17 protein-coding genes are annotated in these 21,703 nt (G+C 67.9%); 4 read left to right on the top strand and 13 right to left on the bottom strand.

What is annotated here, in order from left to right:
- The 10 genes from FW784_RS05040 to FW784_RS04995 form a co-directional block, all read right to left on the bottom strand.
- A partial coding sequence (locus FW784_RS05040) for a heavy metal translocating P-type ATPase (protein WP_149352267.1) occupies positions 1–1,745 on the bottom strand: 1,745 nt, incomplete at its 3' end.
- 31 nt (positions 1,746–1,776) lie between these two features.
- On the bottom strand, positions 1,777–2,277 hold the full coding sequence (locus FW784_RS05035; RefSeq protein ID WP_149352266.1) for a FixH family protein: 501 nt from the start codon (positions 2,275–2,277) through the stop codon (positions 1,777–1,779).
- Positions 2,277–3,821, bottom strand: coding sequence for a 4Fe-4S dicluster domain-containing protein (locus tag FW784_RS05030; protein ID WP_149352265.1), 1,545 nt, complete (start codon positions 3,819–3,821; stop codon positions 2,277–2,279). The genes FW784_RS05035 and FW784_RS05030 overlap by 1 nt, the downstream gene beginning before the upstream one ends.
- On the bottom strand, positions 3,818–4,111 hold the full coding sequence (locus tag FW784_RS05025) for a hypothetical protein (protein WP_149352264.1): 294 nt from the start codon (positions 4,109–4,111) through the stop codon (positions 3,818–3,820). Before FW784_RS05025 ends, FW784_RS05030 begins: the two co-directional genes overlap by 4 nt.
- Positions 4,112–4,119: 8 nt before the next feature.
- Complete coding sequence (gene ccoP / locus FW784_RS05020; protein ID WP_149352263.1) at positions 4,120–5,046, bottom strand: cytochrome-c oxidase, cbb3-type subunit III; 927 nt, start codon at positions 5,044–5,046, stop codon at positions 4,120–4,122.
- Positions 5,043–5,183, bottom strand: coding sequence for a cbb3-type cytochrome oxidase subunit 3 (locus FW784_RS05015; RefSeq protein ID WP_149352262.1), 141 nt, complete (start codon positions 5,181–5,183; stop codon positions 5,043–5,045). Before FW784_RS05015 ends, ccoP begins: the two co-directional genes overlap by 4 nt.
- A 3-nt stretch (positions 5,184–5,186) precedes the next feature.
- Positions 5,187–5,804 (bottom strand): cytochrome-c oxidase, cbb3-type subunit II, encoded by a 618-nt coding sequence (ccoO, locus tag FW784_RS05010; RefSeq protein ID WP_425481588.1) that lies wholly within the window; start codon positions 5,802–5,804, stop codon positions 5,187–5,189.
- Positions 5,805–5,814: 10 nt separating this feature from the next.
- Entirely contained in the window at positions 5,815–7,287 is a 1,473-nt protein-coding gene (gene ccoN / locus FW784_RS05005; protein WP_149352260.1) for a cytochrome-c oxidase, cbb3-type subunit I, read from the bottom strand.
- Positions 7,288–7,446: 159 nt separating this feature from the next.
- Positions 7,447–8,127 carry an alternative oxidase gene (locus FW784_RS05000; protein ID WP_149352259.1) on the bottom strand — a complete coding sequence of 227 codons (681 nt, stop codon included), beginning with the start codon at positions 8,125–8,127 and terminating at the stop codon, positions 7,447–7,449.
- Between the two features lie 427 nt (positions 8,128–8,554).
- Positions 8,555–11,386, bottom strand: a complete 2,832-nt coding sequence (locus FW784_RS04995; RefSeq protein ID WP_187770682.1) for a PAS domain-containing protein — start codon at positions 11,384–11,386, stop codon at positions 8,555–8,557.
- 253 nt (positions 11,387–11,639) lie between these two features.
- On the opposite strand from FW784_RS04995, the gene FW784_RS04990 reads away from it, so the two are divergent.
- Positions 11,640–14,570 carry a bifunctional diguanylate cyclase/phosphodiesterase gene (locus FW784_RS04990; protein WP_187770681.1) on the top strand — a complete coding sequence of 977 codons (2,931 nt, stop codon included), beginning with the start codon at positions 11,640–11,642 and terminating at the stop codon, positions 14,568–14,570.
- A 216-nt stretch (positions 14,571–14,786) separates the two neighbouring features.
- Positions 14,787–15,215, top strand: a complete 429-nt coding sequence (locus FW784_RS04985; RefSeq protein WP_149352256.1) for a helix-turn-helix domain-containing protein — start codon at positions 14,787–14,789, stop codon at positions 15,213–15,215.
- 227 nt (positions 15,216–15,442) lie between these two features.
- Here FW784_RS04985 and FW784_RS04980 read toward each other — a convergent pair whose 3' ends face one another.
- A complete protein-coding gene (locus FW784_RS04980; RefSeq protein WP_149352255.1) occupies positions 15,443–16,237 on the bottom strand; it encodes a COG4705 family protein in 795 nt (264 codons plus the stop codon).
- Between the two features lie 402 nt (positions 16,238–16,639).
- Here FW784_RS04980 and FW784_RS04975 point away from each other — a divergent pair, with 402 nt between their 5' ends.
- Positions 16,640–16,882: a hypothetical protein gene (locus FW784_RS04975; RefSeq protein WP_149352254.1), complete on the top strand. Its 243-nt coding sequence runs from the start codon at positions 16,640–16,642 to the stop codon at positions 16,880–16,882.
- Between the two features lie 40 nt (positions 16,883–16,922).
- On the opposite strand, the gene recQ is transcribed toward FW784_RS04975, so the two are convergent.
- Together recQ and FW784_RS04965 are read right to left on the bottom strand one after the other, a co-directional pair.
- Positions 16,923–18,734 (bottom strand): DNA helicase RecQ, encoded by a 1,812-nt coding sequence (gene recQ, locus FW784_RS04970; protein ID WP_149352253.1) that lies wholly within the window; start codon positions 18,732–18,734, stop codon positions 16,923–16,925.
- A 268-nt stretch (positions 18,735–19,002) separates the two neighbouring features.
- On the bottom strand, positions 19,003–19,545 hold the full coding sequence (locus tag FW784_RS04965) for a Dps family protein (RefSeq protein WP_149352252.1): 543 nt from the start codon (positions 19,543–19,545) through the stop codon (positions 19,003–19,005).
- 146 nt (positions 19,546–19,691) lie between these two features.
- On the opposite strand from FW784_RS04965, the gene hrpA reads away from it, so the two are divergent.
- The coding region (gene hrpA / locus FW784_RS04960) for an ATP-dependent RNA helicase HrpA (protein WP_149352251.1) at positions 19,692–21,703 on the top strand (2,012 nt) is incomplete at its 3' end.

Genomic DNA, 21,703 nt, shown 5'->3' with positions numbered 1-21,703 from the left:
GCGTGCCCGATGCGCCAGTCGGCACCGTCGACACGACCCGCGATCCCCTGCGTGGCAACGAGCCGAACGTTCTCCGCGGCGGGCGCGTCGATGCCTGCGAACGCGACGGCGAGCGGATGCGTGCTGCCCCGTTCCAGCGACGCGGCGATCCGCAGCGCGTCGTCGCGAGCGAAGCCATCGAATGTCGTCACCTCACCTAGCGACACGCCGGGTGTGGTCAGCGTGCCGGTCTTGTCGAACACGATGTCGGTCGCGCGCGCGAGCCGGTCGAGCGCGTCCGGCCGTACCGCCAGCAAGCCGATGCGCGCGAGCCCGCCATGCGCGGCGGCCAGCGCGGCGGGGACCGAGAGCGAGAGCGCGCAAGGACACGAAATCGCGAGTACGGCGAGCGTCACTTCCAGCGCGCGTTCCGGCGCGTGCACGTGCCAGGCGAACCACGTGGCCGTGGCGACCATCAGCATCGACACGACGAAACCGCCGGCGATGCGGTCGGCGACGAGAGCCAGTCGCGGGCGGTGCATCTGCGCCTGTTCGACCAGTCGCGTCAGCTCGGACAGCCGCGTCTGCGCGCCGATGCGGTCGACGCGGATCCGCGCGGGGCGGTCGCGACCGATGGCCCCGGCAAACACGCTGTCGCCGGCGTGGCGGGCAACCGCGTCGGGTTCGCCGGTGAGCAGCGATTCTTCGAAGCGCGCGGACGCGTCGAGCAGCGTGCCGTCGGCAGGCACCGGTTCGCCGGCCGCGACGCAGGCGATATCACCTATGCGCAACGCGGTCACTGCCACGGTTTCGCGCCGCCCGCCTGCGAGTTCGCGCACCGCGAGCACCGGTCGCGCACGCGCCAGCGCGTCCACGCGCGCATTCGCGGTGCGGCGGACGCGCTCCTCGAGACTGCGCGCGACCAGCAGCAGGAACACGAACATCACGGCCGCGTCGTACCAGACATGCGCGCCGCCCCGCACGGTCTCGGTGACGCTCGCGCCGTAGGCCAGAAGCGTCGACGTGGCGACGAGCACGTCCATGCCGAGGCGGCGGTGCAGCAGTTCGCGCCACGCGCCTTCGAGGAACGGCCAACCGGCATAGAACACGACCGGCGTGGATACCAGGAAAGTGATCCAGCGAAGGAAGTCGCGCGTCGAAACCGCCATTGCTCCGGGCGTGTCGAGCAGCAGGGCTTCACCGAACATCATCGCCTGCATCGCGCCGAGACCGGCAAGCCCGATGCGCAGCAGCGAGCGGTTGCGCGCGTGGCGGCGGGCGTCTTCGTCCGCATGGCCCGCCGCCAGATAGGGGCGGTAGCCGAGCAGCGCGAGTCGCCGCAACACGTCGGACAGCGGTGCGATCTCCGGATTCCACGTCAGACGGATGCGACCGGTGATCGCGTTGGCCGTGACCTCGACGACACCCGGCTCGCGGCTCAGCGCGCGGTCGATGAGCCACGCGCAGGCGGCGCAGCGCATGCCATCGGTAAGGATGGTGATCTCGCGGCCGACGGGCACGTCGCGCACGTGGCCGGCGATCACGTCGTCGCGGTCCCATGCGGTGAAATCCAGGGCGTCCCGGTCGACGCGCGACGACGCCTCGCTGCGCAGGCGGTAGTAGTCGCCCAGGCTGGCGTCGCGGATCCATTGCGCCGCAGCGGCGCACCCGTCGCAGCAGAAGGCCTGCAATGCGCCTTCAATCTCGACCTGCGCCGGCACCCCCAAGAGCGGTTCGCCGCAATGGAAGCAGCGGGCCACGGTCATCGCGGCGGGAGCGGTGGCCGCGTTCACGGGCTCAGCCCGGGTCCTGCATCGCGGGCTGCAGGGCGACCGCGTGCTGGCCGCGGGGCAGACGGCCGCTGATGCGCCAATGTGCATCCATCGGTTCCAGCCGCACGTTCCATTCCTGGCGCGCGTCGACCGTCGACGCCGCATGCCACCCCAGCGCATCGGGCTGCACGATGACCACGCGGTCGGCGGCCGAGTGCGCGGGATGCAGCAGGCTCAACCGCAGCGGCGCGTGCCGGTCGAACGCACCCTGCACGGGGATGACCTGCACCGCATCGCCCGTGAACCGCATCACGGCGCCCAACCTGAGCTGCTTCGCGCGTGAGTCGGCGTCGAGGTTGGCGACCTGCATCTGCCCGGTGCGGTCCACCTTGTCGACGATCGCATCGTCGGCGTCGCGGTCGGCGATCACCACCAGGCCGATACCGAACACCATCGACACCAGCGGCAGGCCGACCACCAGCCACATCACCGGGTTGCTCCATTGGGAGCGCGCTGCCGTATCCATTAGAGGGGTCCGAAAAAGCTGCTGTCGACGGTTTCGTGCGCGCTTCCATCCGTTGCATCAACGTTGAATCGCAGTGCGTGGCGTCCCGTGGTGGCGGCGGACGCGTGGACGGTGATGTCGACGGGAACCACCGCCTGGGCCGGCACCGCGACCGTCTGCGGGCCGCCACGTAAGGTCATGCCGGTCGCCGCGCTCGTGAGGGTGATGCGGTACTGGCGCCGCGTGTCGGTGCGGTTGGCGAGCTTGAGCTGGTAGCCGTTTTCGATGCCATCGGGCACCGGCCGGTAAAGCGCATTGCGATCGCGCAACGCCTCCACCGTGAGCGGCGCGCGGTGGGTGATGCCCCAGGTCCACGCCAGCGTGATCGCCACCAGCATGGCGCCGTACACCAGGATGCGCGGCCGCGCGATACGTGTCGGCCGGCCGTCGATCGCGTTCTGCGTGGTGTAGCGGATCAGGCCGGTCGGGTAGCCGAGTTTGCCCATCACCTCGTCGCAGCCGTCGATGCAGGCACCGCAGGCAATGCATTCGTATTGCAGGCCATTGCGGATGTCGATGCCGGTGGGGCAGACCTGCACGCAGACGGTGCAGTCGATGCAGTCACCGAGCGCGTCCGCTGCGAACCTGGGCAACGGTGCGGCCACGAGATCGGCGCCACCGAAGGTGATCGTGCCGCGTGCGCCTGCTGCGGCTGCAGCGGCCGTGGGGTGCTGGTTGGCGCGGAACACGTAGTCGTAGGCGAGCGCCCTGTCGAGAAGGCCGCGCGCACTCTCGAGCACGCTCGGCAGCCCCCGCTTGCGCGGGCCGCGTGGCTCGCCGCGCATGGGATCGTAGGCAATGATGAGCGTGTTGCGATCGAACATGGCGCCCTGGAAACGCGCGTACGGGCACATGTACTTGCACACCTGCTCGCGCAGGAAGCCCGCGTTGCCCCAGGTTGCCACCGCATAGAACAGCACCCAGAACGTTTCCCACCCACTCCAGCCGAACGGCAGCGTGCGGCCCGCGAGATCGGCGATCGGCTTGAAGAATCCGACGAAGGTAAAGCCGGTCCACAGCGCGAACGTCGCCCACAACACGTGCTTGCCGCCCTTGCGCAGGATCTTCTCGCGCGTCCACGCGCCCGCGTCGAGCTTCAGGCGCTTCGCGCGGTCGCCCTCCGTCCAGCTTTCGATCCACAGGAACACTTCGGTCCAGACGGTCTGGGGGCACGCGTAGCCACACCAGAGGCGCCCGGCGAGCGCGGTGAAGAAGAACAACGCGAGTGCGGCAACGATCATCAACAGCGCAAGGAACAGGAAGTCCTGCGGCCAGAACGTGATCGCGAAGATGTGGAACTGACGCGCCGGCAGGTCGAACAGCACCGCCTGCCGTCCGTTCCACTGCAGCCACGGCGTGACGTAGAACATGCCGAGCAGCCAGACGACCGCGACGACGCGAAGCCCGTTGAGCCGCCCGTGGACCGAACGCGGATACACCTTGCGCTCGCTGGCGTACAGGCCGGCGGGCTCGTCGATTACGTGCAGGGGAATGGGACGGCTCATCGCTCGGTCGGCAAGGGCGCGTTGAATCGGCTCGATGGCCGCAGCAGGAGCCAGGTGAACAGGCTCGACGCGCTCGTCGCCAGCCAGAACGCGAAGAACCCGAACGTGTATCCCAGCTCGCGTGTCATCGACAGGCGCGGGAACGTCATGTCACGCAGCACCAGCGGGTCCACGTAGGCGAAGAACACCATCGTCGCGATGCCCGCGGCGAAGAAGCTCGGCCACAGGATGGCGCCGACACGTTGCGCCATCGGGCGCGGCGGGTGGTCGAACGGGTAGGCGCTGGACATGGCTTCCCCTACTTTGCGGCGACCTGCGCCGGCCCATGCGACAGCGACCAGACGTACGCGGCGACCAGCCGTGCCCGTGTCTCGCCGAGCAGCGCCCGGTGCGCGGGCATCACGCCGTGGCGCCCGTTCGTGATCGTCTGGATGATCTGCTGCTTGCTGCCGCCATAGAGCCAGTAATCGTCCGTGAGGTTGGGCGCGCCCATCGCGGCGTTGCCCTTGCCGTCCGGACCGTGGCACGCCACGCACAGGCCTTCGTAGAGCGACTTGCCCTGCGCGGCCATGAAGTTGTTCTCCAGGCCTTTCGGATCCGACAGCGACTGCACGTAGCTGGCGACGTAGTCGACCGCGTTGTCGCCGCCCATGCCGGTCAGCACCTTGCCCCACGGTGGCATCACGCCCTCGCGCCCATCGAGCACGGTTTCAAGCACGCGGTCGGGCGTGCCGCCCCAGTGCCAGATGTCGTCGGTGAGGTTGGGATAGCCGAGCGCGCCACGCGCCGACGAGCCGTGGCAGCCCGAACAGGTGTTCGCGAAGATCGAATGCCCGATCGACACCGCTCGCGGATCACGCGCGATCACGTCGATCGGCCTGCCGGCGAACTGCGCGAACGTCGCGTCCAGCTTGGCGTCTTCCGCCGACTTCTCGCGTGCGTGTTCCTGCACCGACGACCAGTGCGCATACCCGGGGTAGCGGCCGAGGCCGCCGAACCAGATGATGTAACCGATGGCGAACGCGATGGTCATGTAGAACAGGTTGATCCACCACTTCGGCAGCGGCTTGTTGTATTCGGTGAGGTCGCCATCCCAGACGTGGCTGGTGTCGGTCGGCTTGGGGTCGCCCGGGCGGCGACGTCCCGTCCACCACAGCAGCCACACGCAGCCGCCGATGTTCAGCGCGACCAGCGCGATCACGTACCACGACCATGCGGTGCTCACGGGGCGCCCTCCTCGAGGTCCACCAGCGGCAATCGCGCGGCCGCGTCGAATTCGGCCTTGCGCGCCGGGCGCCATGCCCACGCCCAGCCCACGAGGAACAGCGCAAGGAGTACGGCGGTGACGATGCCTGCGACCATGGCTCAGCCTCCCCTCGGTGCGTGCTTGCCGAGGTCCTGCAGGTAGGCGATCACCGCATCGAGCTCGGTCTTTCCATCCACGGCTGCCGCTGCGCCCGCGATGTCCGCGTCGGTATACGGATCGCCGATCGCGCGCAGCGCTTTCATGTGCCGGGTGATGGTGGCGCCGTCGACGCTGTTCTCCGCGAGCCACGGGAAGCCCGGCATGTTCGATTCGGGCACGACGTCGCGCGGCTGGTTGAGGTGCACGCGGTGCCAGTCATCGGAATAGCGCCCGCCCACGCGCGCCAGGTCCGGCCCGGTGCGCTTGGAGCCCCATTGGAACGGATGGTCGTAGACCGATTCGCCGGCGAGCGAATAGTGGCCGTAGCGTTCGGTCTCGAAGCGCAGCGTGCGCACCATCTGCGAGTGGCAGTTGTAGCAGCCCTCGCGAACGTATACGTCGCGCCCGGCGAGTTCGAGCGCAGGATAGGGTTTGACACCGGGCAGCGGTTCGATTGCTTCGGCCTGATGCATCAGCGGAACGATCTCGGCGAGGCCGCCGAAGGAAACGGCGACTGCGATCAGCATCGCCATCAGGCCGACGTTCTTTTCGACTTTCTCGTGTGCGTGGTTGCTCATCGGCATGTCCTCAGGCGTGCGCCATGCGCGCGGCCGGCAGAGGCATGCGCCCCGCGCCCAGCGTCTTCAGCACGTTCCAGGCCATCAGCAGCATGCCGGCCAGCACCAGCAGGCCGCCGCCGAGGCGGATCAGGTAGTAGGGATAAGTGGCATTGAGCGCTTCGACGAAGCTGTACGTCAGCGTGCCGTCGGCATTGGTGGCACGCCACATCAGGCCCTGCGTCACGCCGGCGATCCACATCGCGACGATGTAGAACACCACCCCGACGGTGTGCAGCCAGAAGTGCGTGTCGATCGCCTTGGTCGAGTGCATCGCCTCGACGCCGACGAGCCTTGGCAGCATCGAATAGATCGAGCCGATGGTGATCATCGCCACCCAGCCCAGCGCACCGGCATGCACGTGGCCGATCGTCCAGTCGGTGTAGTGCGACAGCGAGTTGACCGTCTTGATCGACATCATCGGCCCCTCGAACGTCGCCATCATGTAGAACGAGAGCGACACGACGAGAAACTTGAGGATCGGGTCGGTGCGCAGCTTGTGCCACACGCCCGAAAGCGTCAGCACGCCGTTGATCGCGCCGCCCCACGACGGCGCCAGCAGGATCAGCGAGAACACCATGCCGAGCGACTGCGCCCAGTCCGGCAGTGCCGTGTATTGCAGGTGGTGCGGGCCCGCCCACATGTACACCGCGATCAGTGCCCAGAAATGCACGATCGACAGGCGGTACGAGTAGATCGGACGCTGCGCCTGCTTCGGAACGAAGTAGTACATCATCCCGAGGAAGCCGGCGGTCAGGAAGAAGCCCACGGCGTTGTGCCCGTACCACCACTGCACCATCGCATCGACGGTGCCGCTGTACACGCTGTACGACTTGAATGCGCCGGCGGGGATCGCGATGTTGTTGACGATGTGCAGCAGCCCGACCGCGATGATGAAGCTTCCGTAGAACCAGTTGGCGACGTAGATGTGCGGCGTCTTGCGCTTGGCGATCGTGCCGAAGAACAGCACGCCGTAGGCGACCCACACCACGGCGATGAGCAGGTCGATCGGCCATTCGAGTTCTGCGTATTCCTTGCCCTGCGTCAGGCCCATCGGCAGTGTCACCGCGGCGGACACGATGACCAGCTGCCAGCCCCAGAAAACGAAAGAGGCGAGCCGATCGGACATCAGGCGCACGCCGCAGGTGCGCTGCACGACGTGCAGGCTGGTGCCCATGAGCGCGGAGCCACCGAAGGCGAAGATCACCGCGTTGGTATGCAGCGGCCGCAGTCGCCCGTAGCTGAGCCAGGGAATGCCGTAGGTGAGGTCCGGCCAGTACAGCTGCGCCGCGATCAGCGCGCCGACGGACATGCCGACGATGCCCCAGAGCACGGTCGCGAGCGAGAACTGCACGACGATTCGATCGTTGTAGGCGGCCGTCGGGCGCGGGGGGCTGGCGGTCGTCGCGACCGGTGCGGCAGGCGGTGCATCGAGGACAGTCATGGACGGGCCTTCGCGGGAATTATCTTGAGCAGGCGGCAATTGTCGACATGGCCGTCACGCGCGACTTGATCTGGATCAAGCCGGCCATCCCGTGTGCGCCCGAACGGAAAACGGCGGAGGTCGCCCTCCGCCGTCTGCGTCGTTCTGCTCGTGCGGATGTCAGCCCGAGGTGGCGCGCCCTTCGGCCGCGGCCGTGGGCCGCAGTTCGTTGGCGAAGCCATGATTGACGTCGCGATGGCCTGCTTCGTCGGCGCGCACGGCAAGCACGACCTCGCGAAGGCGCGCGCCCGCTGGCAGCTGCCAGTAATCGATCGCTATCTTCGGCGCCTTCACGTTCTCGACGCGGCCGGCGTCGATCTCCTGCAGGTATTGGCTGTAGCTGATGACCGCCTGCTCCTCGAAGTAGCCCACAAGGCGGTGCGCCGTGCGCGCGGACAGCAGGTAGAGCAGGAGGAAGAAGGTGAAGAAGCCGGCCTGCGCGACCAGCACCAGCAGGCGCTCCAGGCGGTTAGGGCGGGCGATCTCGATGAACGTCATCAGGTGCATGCGCTCGTTCTCGGCTTCCTCCATGAGCGTGCGGATCCAGCCGCGGTCGTCGCGCATCCAGCGCAGGCAACGAAGGTGGACCAGCGCAGCGCCCACCAGCCCGGGCACGGCGGCCACCGTCTCCAGAACGATCGCGCGGTTGCCGTAGCGCTTGGCGAAGAACGTGTCGGCGAGGAAGCGCAGGCCGCGCGTGATGCCCAGCGCCACGCGGTCGGACATGTCCTGCGTGCGATGGTGCACGTCGATGTCGACGCCCGCGGGAGTGTGGACGACGGGCGTGATCAGCGTATTCATGGTGGGCCTCGCTTCGCGTTGCGCGTTGGTGTCTGTCGTTGATGCAAAGGCTACGCGCGGCGTTGCGTCGCCACTTGACATGGATCAATTGGCTGACGCGTTCGGGGCGGGAACCCAACCGGTTCAGGTGCTGGTCGCTATTCGCGAATGCCACCGGCGGTGAAGTCTCCTGCGCCGACGCGACCGAGTCGCTTCACAGGCATTTGGAGGCCGCCGGGGGCTGTCGGCACCGGTGCGCGGTCTCCTGATCTGCGGCCTGCGGCCGGCGAACGCGAGGTGCGGCTGGACGGATCGGATCAGATCGGCGACGCGCTTTCGGCGTACGCGTCCTACAACCATGAGCGGCGATCCGCGATCCTCGAAACGTGGCGCGACATCGTCTCGACCGATCCGTTGATCGATACCGCGTCCGTGCGCACTTGGCGCGTCAGCTTGGCGCGAGCGCCACCGCCGCTGCGGCGTTCGCCGCAACCCGCCCGACCTCGAGCACTTCGAGCAGCTTGGGTACGTCGATCGGCTTGACCAGGTGGAACGCGAGCCCGGCCTCCCGCGAATCGGCGTAGTCCTGGGGCTGCCCGTAACCCGAGAGTGCGGCCAGCACGCCGCTGCGATCGCCGAGTGATTCGCGGACCTTGCGTGCCAGTTGCAGGCCTGTCATGTCGGGCAGGCCGATGTCGAGGAACGCGACGTCCGCGGGCTCGGACAGCATCGATTCGAGCGCGTCTTTCGCGCGATGGAACACACGCACGCTGTGCCCGTACGCCTCGAGCAGGCTCCGCAGGGTATCGGCAGCGTCCACGTTGTCGTCGACCACCAGCACCTTCAGTGCGCTGCCCGCCTTGATGGGCTGGCTGTCCACGCCCGCGGGGTGCGCGTCCGGGGGCGCCACCTCCGGAATCGCCAGCGTGAACGTGGCGCCGCAGCCCCTGCCCGCGCTTTGCGCGGTCACCGTGCCGCCGTGCAGCGCGACCAGGCTGCGCACCAGGGCCAAGCCGATGCCGAGCCCGCCCTGCGCGCGGTCCGGCGAGCGCTCGGCCTGCGTGAACAGGTCGAAGATCTGCGGCAACAACGCGGCGTCGATGCCTTGGCCGTTGTCCCACACGCTCAGGTGCACTGCGCCATCGGCGTGTCCGGCATCCAGCGCCAGCTCGCCGCCCTCGGGCGTGTACTTGGCCGCGTTGTTCAGGAGATTGGATACGATCTGCGTCAACCGCGTGCGATCGCCGCGCATCCACAGCGGCCCGGACGGCAGTCGCGTTCTCAGCGCATGCCGGCGCATGTCGATCAGCGAGCGCGCCTGTTCGATCGCGCTGGCCACGACGGTCTTGAGGTCGAGAGTTTCCAGATCGAGTTGCACGAGGCCGCGCGTCACCCGCGAGACATCCAGGAGGTCGTCGACGAGTTCGGTCATGTGGCGTACCTGGCGCCCGATCACCTCGCCGGCTGCGCGCACGCGCGAAGGATCCGACGACATCATCAGCAACTGCGAAGCGGTGCTGATCGGCGCCAGAGGGTTGCGTAGCTCATGCGCGAGCATGGCGAGGAACTCGTCCTTGCGGCGATCGGTCTCGCGCAGCGCACGCTCGCTTCGTTCCAGCGCTTCCCGCGCGAGCCGTTGTTCGTGGATGTCGGTGCAGGTGCCGAGCCAGCGCACGATGTCGCCGCGATCGTCGCGTACCGGGACCGCGCGTCCGAGCACCCAGCGGTACTGGCCCGAATGGTGGCGAAGCCGGTACTGGGTTTCGTAGTCCTCGCCACTGGCCAGGCTGTGGCGCCAGCGCGACCACGTTTCGTCCTGGTCGTCGGGATGCAGTACCACCGTCCAGCCGGTGCCTTCATGGGCGCCCTCGGGCATGCCGGTGAACTCGTACCACTGGCGGTTGTAGTAGTCGGCGTGGCCGTCGGGACGCGTCGACCAGAGCATCTGCGGCATCGCGTTGGCGATGGTGCGGAAGCGAGCCTCGCTCGCGCGAAGTTCGACTTCCGCACGCACGCGCTCGCTGATGTCGGTCTGCGCCACCACGGCGCCCGCCAGCTCGCCGTTGTCGAGCCGCACCGGCGTCGCCTGCAGCAACAGTGTGCGCCGCGCGCTTCCGTCGAACGGCTGGATTTCCACGATGTCGCCGCGCACCGTATCGCCGCGTATCGCGCGCGCCAGCGCCCAGTCGTCGCCGCCGAGTTGCTGACCGTGGCGCGCGGAATCGTCGGCCCACCAACCCTGGAAGTCGGCATAACGCTCCAGCCCGGCAGAGGTCGGATCCATGCCCCAGATTTCGCGGTTGGCGGCATTGACGCGGGTAATGACGCCACCGGGCTCGGCGATCGCAACGCCCGACGGCAACGAGTCGATCACGGCATCGAGGCGCCGGCGCTCGGTCTGGGCGGCGCGCTCGGCGGCCGCCTGCTCGGTCATGTCGGTGCCCTGGACGAAGATCGTGTCCACCCGGCCGTCGTCCACGATCGGCTGGAACACGAAGTCGACGATGCGCTCTTCCAGTTCGCCGTTGGACCCGCGCGGCAGCGCGACGGGGAGGCGGCGCCCGATGTAGGGCTCGCCGGTTTCGCGCACCCGGTCGAGCTGGGCGATGAGCGCCTGGTCGAGCTCGGGCAGTGCCTCGCGCACGGACATCCCCACGATTCCCTGACGGCCGACCAGTTCGAGATACGCGGGATTCGCGATCTCGTACACATGTTCGGGGCCGCGCACGACCGCCACGAAACCCGGCGCCTGCTCGAACATCGCGGTCAGCCGCTGCATCTGCGCGATGCGGCCCTGCGCGGCGGCCACCTTCGCGGTGGTCTCGATGACCGTGCAATACATGCCGGCGATGTCGCCGCGCTCGTCGATGACCGGCGAATAGGAGAACGTGAACCACGCGGACTCGTCGAAGCCGCTGCGGCGTACCGTCAGCGGCAGGTCTTCGATGTAGCTCGCCACGCCGTGCAGCGCGCGATCGACCAGCGGGTCGATGTCGTCCCAGATTTCCAGCCAGACATCGCGGAACGGACGGCCCAGCCCGGACGGGTGCTTGCTGCCCAGGATCTCGGCGTACGGATCGTTGTAGAGAAACCCGAGCGACGGCCCCCATGCGACGAACATCGGGAACTTCGAGCGCAGCATCAGGCTGACGACGCTGCGCAGCGATTGCGGCCAAGTCTCGGGCGGCCCGAGCGGGGACTGTGACCAGTCGTGGTCGCGCATCAGGGCCGGGACTTCTCCCGGCGCATCGAGGAAACGAAGATTTGCATCGGTGGACATGGGCGAGCCCGTCGGCGACGGGGCCGGATCGACGGGATTATTGCCACTGGCGCGGGCGGTGGCGTGATTTCTCCCCTGAGTGGCGGCGCCGCCGCCCGGCCATGCGAAGGGGTCGCAGGGCCGCCATCGGCGGCCCCCGGGGTCCGAGCGCGCCTTGACGGCAGTCACAATTTCGCGGTCTCTACACATTGCCCGCACGATGCCGATAACAAGAAGTAGGCCTGTATCGGGATATACGGCCGCAGGGGCAAGCATGGGATCGATCGTCCGACTACCCGCGAACGCCGACGGTGCCGAGCACCGCGAGTTCGGCCGCTTCCTGCGCCACCTGCTGCACGCGCCGGACCTGCACACGTTCGGTTGCCGAATCGCTGAATACCTCGAGGCCGAGGGCCTCACCAACGTCGTCGTCGGCTGGCGCATCGACGAAGGTCCGTACCAGGTGCAGGACTGGTCGCGCGTGCGCCGTGGCGACGACGAGATCGCGGCGCGTTCGCGCGACCGGTCGGCCACCGAGGTCGATCCCGCGCAGGGCCGCATCGCGTGCCCCATCCATATCGATGAAGGGCGCTTCGGCATCGGCTTCATCGCCGACTACCACCCCGAGTCGCGCGAGCGCGTGGAATCGCTGTCCGACGTGCTGGGCCCGATCGCGGAGACCAAGTTCGAGAAGACACGCCTCACCGATTCGCTGCACCAGCTCGCGCACTCCGAACAGTTGCAGGCCGCGTTGTTCGCGATCGCCGACATGGCGAGCTCGGGCATGGACATCAACGCCATGCTGCGCGAGCTGCATGCGATCGTCGGCCGTTTCATGTACGCCGACAACTTCTACATCGCACTGTACGACGACCAGTCCGACGCGCTGCGCTTCATCTACCTGGTCGACACGATCGATCCGGTCATCCGCGACGCGAACGAGTTCATCCCGATGTCCGTGCTGGAGCACGGGCTCACGTGGTACCTCATCCGCGACAAGAAGCCGCTGATGGGAGCAGTCGAGGACATCTACGCGCAGATCACCGGGCCGAAGCGCTCGATCGGCGTGGGCTGCTTCGACTGGCTCGGCGTCCCGGTCCTGTTCGGCGACCGCGTGCGCGGCGTGCTGGTGGTGCAGAGCTATATCGAGCGGCCGCGCTATACGCAGTCGGACCAGGCGCTGCTGTCCTACGTCGGCAGCCATATCCTGACCGCGCTCGACCGCAAGATGGCGCAGGAAGAGCTCGAAAGACGCGTCGAGGAGCGGACGCAGGAGCTCACGCTCGAAGTGCAGGAACGGCGCCGATCCGTGCGCATCCAGGAGACGCTCTACCGTATCGCCGAGCTGTCGCACACCGCGACCAACCTCGACGAGTTCTACGCCACCGTGCACGGCATCATTGGCGGCCTGCTCGACGCGCGCAACTTCTATATCGCGTTGCTTTCCGACGACGGCGAGCACCTGCATTTCCCATATTACGTCGACGCCCGCGGCCACCGCGCCGAGAGCCGCCGCCTCGGACGTGGCTACTCCGAATTCGTGATCCGCCAGGGCCGCGCCTGCCTGTTCGACAAGACCGACCCGGCGGGCCTGGAGGAGCTCAAGGCGCTCGAGGCGTCGGGCGAGATCGTCACATACGGTCCCGACTCGCATGTCTGGCTCGGCGTGCCGCTGGTGCTGGGCGATCGCGTCACGGGCGTACTCGCGGTGCAGAGCTACACGGCCGGCGTCGGCTTCAGCGACCGGGACCGCGAAGTGCTGACCTTCATCAGCTACCAGATCGCCAACGGCCTGGGGCGGCAGCGGGCCGCGGCCGAACTGAAGAATGCGTACGCGGGCCTGGAACGCCGCGTGGCCGAGCGTACGTCCGAGCTATCGGAACAGATCCTCGTGCGCGAGCAGATCGAGCAGCGCCTGAAGCATGAAGTGCTGCACGACTCGCTGACGGGCCTGCCCAACCGTGCCTACCTCCGCGACCAGCTGATGCGTGCGATCGCGCATACGCGCCGCGAAAGTACGCATCAGTTCGCAGTGCTGTTCATCGACCTCGACCGCTTCAAGGTCATCAATGACAGCGTTGGGCACCTCGTCGGCGACCTGTTGCTGAAGGAAGTGGCCGCGCGGTTCACGCGCTGCGTGCGAACCGGCACCGACGTCGTCGCGCGCCTGGGTGGGGACGAGTTCGCGATCCTGATGGAGGTGCATGCGGCCGACGATGCGATGCGCATGGCGCAGCGGGTGATCGAAGCGCTCGGCGAGCCGATCGCAGTCGACGGCAAGGACCTGTTCACCGGCGCCAGCGTCGGGATCGCACTCAGTTCGTCCAACTACGCGTCGCCCGAGGACGTGCTGCGCGACGCCGACATCGCGATGTATCGCGCGAAATCGAGCGGCCGCCACCGCTTCGAGGTGTTCGACGAGAAGCTTCATGACCAGGCTCTGGCGCTGCTCGAAACGGAGAGCCAGCTGCGCCACGCGGCGACGCGCAACGAGTTCTTCCCGTACTTCCAGCCGATCGTCCGGCTCGACGACGCGAGCGTGGTCGGATACGAAGCGCTGATGCGCTGGCGGCACCCGGAGAAGGGCATCCTGCCGCCGGCGGCATTCCTGGCCGTCGCCGAGGCCAACGGGTTGATGGAGCTGCTCGACTGGCAGCTGTTCGACCACGCACTGCGCGTGGCGTCAGAGCTGCTGCAGGGCGATCAATACGTGAACCTCAACTTCTCCGCGCGGCACTTCCGTTCGCCGGACCTGGATACGCGATTCCTCGCGCTGGTGAACAAGCACGGCGTGCGGCCGGGGCAGGTGCGCATCGAGATCACCGAAGGCGCGCTGCTCGACAATCCCGAGCAGACCGGCGCCGTGTTCCGTCGACTGCACGAGCAGGGAATCTTCGTCGCGCTGGACGACTTCGGTACCGGCTACTCATCGCTCAGCTACCTGCATCGCTTCAACATGCACACGTTGAAGATCGACCGCTCGTTCGTCGGCGACCTGCGCATGGACGAGGATCGCAGCAGCACGGCGGTGGTCCGCGCGATACTCGCGCTGTCGGACTCGCAGCGCATGGAAGTCGTGGCCGAAGGCATCGAGACGCAGGAGCAACGCACCGCGCTCATGGCACTGGGATGCGTGTTCGGGCAGGGCTATTTCTTCGCCCACCCGCAGTCGCTGGAGCACATCCTGGCGGCCCGGGCGACCTGAGCCGAAAGGTGGTGGCGATGCATGGCGGCTCGGTCCAGGCGCGCCGAATGTCGCTCGCAGGCGTCTCCGGCACGCGCCGCCGCGCTTACTTCGAACACCGGCTGAGTTCGCTTTTCGCGCCTTTCTGGAATGTCCTGGTTTCGACGAAATCGACGTTTGCGGGCAAAGTTGGGCCGTTCTTATAGACTGGTCGTTCCTCCAACGCTGGTCGTATCGATGCCTAACCTGAGTTCTGTCCTGAAAAGCGAGATCACGCGTCTGGCCCGAAAGGAGATCAAGGGCGCGGTCGACCCGCTGCGCAAGGCCAATGCCGGCTACCGCCGCGACGTGGCCGAGCTGAAGCGACAGGTCGCCGCGCTGCAGCGCGAGCTGAAGTCGGCGTCCAAGGGTGCGAAGCGTGCCGTCGCCACCGATGAGGCGCCGAAGGCGAACACGCGCTTCGTTGCCAAGGGCCTGAAGTCTCTTCGCGCTCGGCTCGGCCTGTCGGCCGCTGACTTCGGGCGGCTTGTGGGTGCAAGCGGCCAGTCCGTCTACAACTGGGAGACGGGCAAGGCGGTGCCGCGTGCGGGACAGCGGGAAACCCTTGCTGCGCTCCGTGGCCTCGGCAAGCGCGAAGCGGTCCAGCGCCTCGAGTCGATGTCCTGACGCCGGGGCGGGGCTTGCGCGCCGCGCGTCGGGACAAGGCGCCTTGGATGGCGTATGCAGGCGGCGGCGCCGAACGCGTCATCGCCGCGCGCGCCCCGTTGCTTGGACATCTGACCTGACCTGACCTGCCCGGTCTCAGGCGCCCAGCCGCAAAATCCCGGCTGGACGGCTGAGACTGAGACGGTCACGCATCAGCCCGATCAGCCCGATCAGCCCGATCAGCCGCATCAATGCGCCCGCGTGGCCGGCCGTTGCGGAAACAGCGCGACGCATAGCGCGATAGCCGCGAGCAGCACGAGCGACCCCGTGTAACGGCTTAGCTCCAGGCCGCCCTTGGCCAGCGGCTTGTCGAGAAAATCACCGACCACCGCCCCGAGCGGCCGCGTCAGCACGAACGCCGCCCAGAACAGCGCGGTGCGCGAGATCCGCGTGGTGAAGTGCAGGATCGCGACGAGCACCAGGAGCCCGCCGAAGATCTCGATGCCACCGACGTAGCCCTGGCCCTGCGTATCGGCCACCCAGTCGCCCAGCGCGGTGCCGAGCGTTTGCGAGAAAGTGATGGTGAGCCAGTAGAAAAGCTCCGATCGCGCATCGCTGACGCTGTCGACGGCAATCGTGCCGGTCGTGCGCCACCACGTGAACAGCGACGCGAGCAGAAGCCCCAGCAACAGCGTCGAACCCCCCGTGTAGCCGATGCCTAGCGAGCGGTCGGCGAAGTCGGCGAGCGTGGTGCCCACCGTGGTGCTCGCAACGATCGTCGTCCAGTACATCCAGGGGCTGAAACGACGCGCGCGGATCTGCAATGCCACGGCGGCGGCGAAAATCACCGCGAAGATGCCAGTGCCGATCAGATAGCCGGGGTGCCAGGCCGTCGCGCTGGCGTTTGGCGTGGTTTCACCAAGCCAGGACATCGTCACGGCATCGCCGCCGATCTCGCCCAGCGTGGTCGCCAGGATCTTGATGACCCAGAACGCCAGCGTGATTTCCGGAACCTTGGCGAGCGGGTTGTCGACACGATTCATTGGCAGTCCATTGGTTGCAGAGGGGGAGGGGCGCTGTAGCTGTCGTCGCAGACGATCGGGCGCGGGTGGGCCATCCTGCGAGCGATCACGCCGCACGCGTGGCGTTCAATATCTGCACCGACACGATAGTCGATGGCCACGTCGCGAAGCGGTCGCGACCCGCGCCGGCTGGTTCGGCGACGGCACCCGCCTCCATACCCGCGCCGCGTCGTCTGTCGCGTGGTCGCGATCCTTGCCCGTCGAGGCGGTGCGAACCACGTGCGTGCGTCACACCCGTGAACCGTTGGTCCGAACATGTGCGCCACCCGTCCGCCCGCGGAAATCGTTCAGGCCGCCGGCGCGCACTCGCTATAGGCTGTCGCGCACGCTTGCGGCGTGCACCGGCATCGCCGAGGGGATTTCGTGAAGCTGGATCTGTATCGACGCCCTGATGGTGCGCTCGTCGTGGTGCCCACGCGCTTCGCGTGCGGGCTGCCGACGACGACGCCTGCGGGGCTTCGCTACGTGCGCACCGTGAGCCTGGAACTGCGCGTGCTCGGCGATGCGCTGGTGCTGGACATCGGGCTGCACGGCTTCGCAGTCGCCGCGGGCGCGGACGAGGCGCTGTTGCGCAGCTGCGCAACCGTGAGTGCATCGCACGCCTGAGTGCGATCTCCCGGGGTAGGACGCACCCTGACGCGCGCACTCACGCCGCGTCGAACAACTGCTGCAGCACCGCCTCGCCGTAGCGATCGAGCTTGACGCTGCCGATGCCGGGAATGCGGCCGAGGTCGTCCAGATCGGCCGGGTCCGACTCCGCGATCGCACGCAACGTCGCGTCGTGGAAGATCACGTATGCCGGCACGTTCTGTTCGCGCGCGGTCTTGGCGCGCCAGTCACGCAATGACTGGAAGCGCACGAGTGACGCAGGATCGAGATCGTAGGCTTCGGCTTCGCTGGCGCGCCGGTCGCGTCGCGGGCGCACGGTAGCCTTGGCCTCGGTGCGGAACCGCAGCGCGGTTTCGCCGCGCAGCACGGGACGTGCGGCCTCGGTCAGCCGAAGCGCGCCGAAATGTTCGACATCGACGTCGATGTAGCCGCCGGCGACGAGCTGCCGGAACACGCTGCGCCATTCACGGTCCTCGAGGTCGGCGCCGACGCCGAAAACGGCGAGCTCCGAATGCCCGAACTGCTGGACTTTGTCGGTCCTGGCGCCGCGAAGGACGTCGACCAGCTGGCCGACGCCGAAGCGTTGCCCGGTGCGATAGATCGCCGACAGCGCCTTGCGTGCCGCGTCGGTGCCGTCCCAGGTCTGCGGCGGTGACAGGCAGTTGTCGCAGTTGCCGCAGGCGCCGTCGTGGTCTTCGCCGAACCAGCGCAGCAGCGCCTGGCGGCGGCAACCGGTCGCCTCGCAATAGCCGAGCAGTGCATCGAGCTTGCGCAGCTCGAGCTGCTTGCGCTCGCTGCTGGCTTCGCCCTGTTCGATCATCTGACGCAGGCTCACCACGTCGCCGAGCCCGTAGCTGAGCCAGGCTTCGGACGCATCACCGTCGCGGCCCGCGCGTCCCGTCTCCTGGTAATACCCCTCGATCGATTTCGGCAGGTCGATATGCGCGACGAAGCGCACGTCGGGTTTGTCGATGCCCATGCCGAAGGCGATCGTCGCGACCATGACGATGCCGTCCTCCTGCAGGAAGCGTCGCTGGTTGGCGGCTCGCACGGCGGCATCCATGCCGGCGTGGTACGGCAGCGCCTTCAGTCCCGCCTTGCACAGCTGCTCGGCCACCGACTCGACGCGCTTGCGCGACATCGCGTAGACGATGCCGCTCTGGCCGGGATGGCGGATCAGAACGTCGAGCAGTTGCCGGGTGCCGGCGCCGTCCTTGGGCACCACGGTGTAACGGATGTTGGGCCGGTCGAACGAGCTGACGAACTGCCGGGCATCCTCGAGTGCGAGCCGTTCGACGATCTCGCGACGCGTAGGTGCATCGGCGGTTGCGGTGAGCGCGATGCGTCGCACGTGTGGCCAGCGCTCGTGCAACACGGTGAGCTGTCGGTATTCCGGACGGAAGTCGTGACCCCATTGCGAGACGCAATGCGCCTCGTCGATCGCGAACAGGCCGAGACTGGCGCGATCCAGCAGTGAGAGGAAGCGGCCGGTGAGCAGGCGCTCGGGCGCGACGTAGAGCAGGTCGATCTCCCCGGCAATCAGCTCGCGTTCCACTTTCGCGGCCGCCGCGGCGTCCAGCGTGGAATTCAGGAACGCGGCGCGCACGCCCACCTGCAGCAGCGCCTCCACCTGGTTCTGCATCAGCGCGATCAGCGGGGAGACCACGATCGCGGTGCCCTCGCGCAGCAGCGCCGGGATCTGGTAGCACAGCGATTTGCCGCCGCCGGTTGGCATCAGCACCAGCGCGTCGCCGCCGCCGGTCACGTGGTCGACGATGAGCGCCTGCTCGCCCCGGAACGCGGTGTGGCCGAAGATGCGGTGGAGCAGGTCTAGGGCGGTGTCCGTCATCGGGGGCAGGTGGCCGGTCGTGGCATGAGGATGGGGCGGCGGCCGGGCGCGCTCCAGCCGAACGCGGCGCGGTCGACCGTAGGAATTATCCGGTGTTCCGGTCGCATGGCTGCTGAAACGCCGGCATCGGTCGTCCCATCGTCGCATCGCGCGGTCCCGTGGACCGCCACGGGCCGTCGGCTCCCGGGCTGGCAGGCCTTTCGCGGCGGGGGCCCAAAATGAAGAAGGCCGGCGCCGGGCCGGCCTTCCGGGCCACACCGCATGCTGCTTACTGCAGCAGCGAGCGCAGCATCCAGGCGTACTTCTCGTGGGTCTGCAGGCGCTCGCCCAGCAGCCCCACACTCGGGTCGTCGCCCGCGGGATCGGCGATCGCCACCACCTGGCGCGCGCTGCGGCAGACCGCTTCGTTGCCCACCGTGAGCTGGCGCACCATCTCGCGCCAGTCGGCGGTTTCGGTCAGGCCCGGCTCTTCGGGAAGCGACGAAAGCCGGATGAACTCCGAATACGAACCCGGCGCGTTGAAGCCCAGTGCGCGGATGCGCTCGGCGATATCGTCCAGCGCGGCCCACTGTTCGGTGTACTGCGCCTCGAACATCACGTGCAGCGTGTTGAACATCGGCCCGGTGATGTTCCAGTGGAAGTTGTGGGTCTTGAGGTACAGGGTGAAGCTGTCGGCGAGGAAGCGCGACATGGCGTCCGCGATCGCCTTGCGATCGGCTTCCTCGATCCCGATATTCACCGCGGGCATGCTGCCGGCGATCGCAGCATTGCCATTGCCGGTGGTCCGGCGCGGGTCGTTTGCATTCTGCATGTCTCGTCTCCTGGGTCTTGCCGTGTCACGGGCGACAATAGGTCGCCCGTCATTGGTTGTGAAATCGAATCTTCGTCTTGGACCCATCCACGCCCTCTATCGAACCCCGGCTGCTCCAGGCCGCGCGAGCCCGCCTCGATGAGGCGATGACGCGTGACCGCGGCCGCCTGCATGGCCTGTGGTCGCGCTGGAGCCAGGCGCCCGCGGACGCCGGCAGGCGCGATGCGTTCGAAAAGGCGCTGACGACGTCGATCGCGCTGCGCGATGCGCGTGCGCGGAAGCTGCCGTCGGGCGCGGTACCGGACGAGTTGCCGATCGCCGCCGAAGCCCAGCGCATTGTCGACCTGATCCGTGAACACCCGGTCGTGGTGATCGCCGGCGAAACCGGCTCGGGCAAGACCACGCAGATTCCGAAGCTGTGCCTGGCCGCCGGCCGCGGCGCCGCCGGGCTGATCGGTTGCACGCAGCCGCGGCGCATCGCGGCACGAGCCGTCGCGCGACGCGTCGCCGACGAGCTGCACGTGCCGATGGGCGGGGCGGTCGGTTACCAGGTGCGCTTCACCGACAACGTCGGCGAGGACACCGTCATCAAGTTCATGACCGACGGCATCCTGCTCGCCGAGATCCAGTCGGACCGGTGGCTGTCCAAGTACGACACGCTTCTGATCGACGAGGCCCACGAACGCAGCCTCAACATCGATTTCCTGCTCGGCTATCTCAAGCAGCTGCTGCAGCGACGCCACGACCTGAAGGTGATCATCACCTCCGCGACCATCGATACCGCGCGTTTCGCCGCGCACTTCGAGAACGCGCCGGTGGTGAGCGTCGAGGGGCGCGGGTATCCGGTGTCGGTGCGCTATCGGCCGCTGGACGGCGGGCCGGAGCAGGTGCCGGGCGCGCGGCGCGCGCTGCTCGCGGACGAAGCCGCGAACGACGGCGCGCGAACCGTGAACGAAGCCATCGTGGCGGCCTGCGACGAGATCACGTCGGAAGACGCGCGCGGCGACGTGCTCGTATTCCTGTCCGGCGAACGCGAGATCCGCGACGCGCACCAGGCGCTGGAGCGGCGCAAGTACCGGCATACGGAAGTGCTGCCCTTGTACGCGCGGCTGTCCACGCGGGACCAGGATCGCGTGTTCAACCCCGGGCCGCAGCGACGCATCGTGCTGGCCACCAACGTCGCCGAGACGTCGCTGACGGTGCCCCGCATCCGCTACGTCGTCGATCCCGGCCTCGCGCGAATCAAGCGCTACAGCCCTCGCGCCAAGCTCGACCGATTGCACATCGAGCCGATCAGCCAGGCGAGTGCTAACCAGCGCATGGGTCGCTGCGGGCGCGTGTCGGAGGGCACCTGCTACCGCCTCTACTCGGAGCCGGACTTCCAGTCACGCGCGCCGTATACCGACCCGGAAATTCGCCGCGCCGCGCTTGCGGGCGTGATCCTGCGCATGCTCGCGCTGGGACTCGGGCGAATCGAGGATTTTCCGTTCCTGGAACCGCCGGATCCGCGCGCCGTGACCGACGGCTGGCAGCAGCTTGCGGAGCTCGGCGCGGTCGATGAGGAACGCAAGCTCACCGTTATAGGGCGCCTGATGGCGCGCCTGCCGGTGGATGTGAAGCTCGCGCGCATGCTGGTGGCCGCGAACGCGCACGACGTGCTGCGCGAAATGCTGGTGATCACTGCATTCCTCGGCATCCAGGACCCGCGCGAGCGGCCGTCGGACCAGCGCGGCGCCGCGGACGCGGCGCATGCGCAGTTCGCAGACCTGCGTTCGGAGTTCGTCGGAATCCTGAAGCTGTGGTCGGCGTACGAGGACGCGCATGCGGACCTGACGCAGTCCAAGCTGCGCGCCTGGTGCGAGAAGAACTTCCTCGGCTTCCTGCGCATGCGCGAATGGCGCGAGCTGCATCGCCAGCTGAAGTTGATGGCGCAGGAGTTGGGATGGTCGTCCGAGCGCGCGGAGGGAGCACGCGGTGATGCCGGCGCGCCCGAGCGGCCGCCGGGTGCGTCGACGCAGCATTTGAAGACCGCCAGCAAGCCCGGCGCCACCAAAAACGCTGTGCAGGCGCCGCGCGTGGCGATCGTCGACGGTCGCCCGGTCCGCGCACGTGGGGCTGGCCGGAGTGAATCGGGCAGTGCGCGGCTGGCAGTGGACAC

This window comes from Cognatilysobacter lacus (assembly GCF_008274655.1).
Lineage (GTDB): Bacteria > Pseudomonadota > Gammaproteobacteria > Xanthomonadales > Xanthomonadaceae > Cognatilysobacter > Cognatilysobacter lacus.
Note: the sequence above shows the minus strand (reverse complement) of the source record. Positions and strands in the feature narration are given on the sequence as shown.

Excerpts from the sequence above, each read along its gene's own strand:
- FW784_RS05015 (WP_149352262.1), bottom strand. The coding sequence starts at position 5,183 with ATGGTCGCAGGCATCGTCACCGCCGTACTCCTTGCGCTGTTCCTCGTG.
- FW784_RS05025 (WP_149352264.1), bottom strand. The coding sequence starts at position 4,111 with ATGTCCAGCGCCTACCCGTTCGACCACCCGCCGCGCCCGATGGCGCAA.
- FW784_RS04965 (WP_149352252.1), bottom strand. The coding sequence starts at position 19,545 with ATGCAGAATGCAAACGACCCGCGCCGGACCACCGGCAATGGCAATGCT.
- FW784_RS05030 (WP_149352265.1), bottom strand. The coding sequence starts at position 3,821 with ATGAGCCGTCCCATTCCCCTGCACGTAATCGACGAGCCCGCCGGCCTG.
- FW784_RS05000 (WP_149352259.1), bottom strand. The coding sequence starts at position 8,127 with ATGAATACGCTGATCACGCCCGTCGTCCACACTCCCGCGGGCGTCGAC.
- FW784_RS04995 (WP_187770682.1), bottom strand. The coding sequence starts at position 11,386 with ATGTCCACCGATGCAAATCTTCGTTTCCTCGATGCGCCGGGAGAAGTC.
- FW784_RS04985 (WP_149352256.1), top strand. The coding sequence starts at position 14,787 with ATGCCTAACCTGAGTTCTGTCCTGAAAAGCGAGATCACGCGTCTGGCC.
- ccoO (WP_425481588.1), bottom strand. The coding sequence starts at position 5,804 with ATGAGCAACCACGCACACGAGAAAGTCGAAAAGAACGTCGGCCTGATG.
- recQ (WP_149352253.1), bottom strand. The coding sequence starts at position 18,734 with ATGACGGACACCGCCCTAGACCTGCTCCACCGCATCTTCGGCCACACC.
- ccoN (WP_149352260.1), bottom strand. The coding sequence starts at position 7,287 with ATGACTGTCCTCGATGCACCGCCTGCCGCACCGGTCGCGACGACCGCC.
- FW784_RS04980 (WP_149352255.1), bottom strand. The coding sequence starts at position 16,237 with ATGAATCGTGTCGACAACCCGCTCGCCAAGGTTCCGGAAATCACGCTG.
- FW784_RS05035 (WP_149352266.1), bottom strand. The coding sequence starts at position 2,277 with ATGGATACGGCAGCGCGCTCCCAATGGAGCAACCCGGTGATGTGGCTG.
- FW784_RS04990 (WP_187770681.1), top strand. The coding sequence starts at position 11,640 with ATGGGATCGATCGTCCGACTACCCGCGAACGCCGACGGTGCCGAGCAC.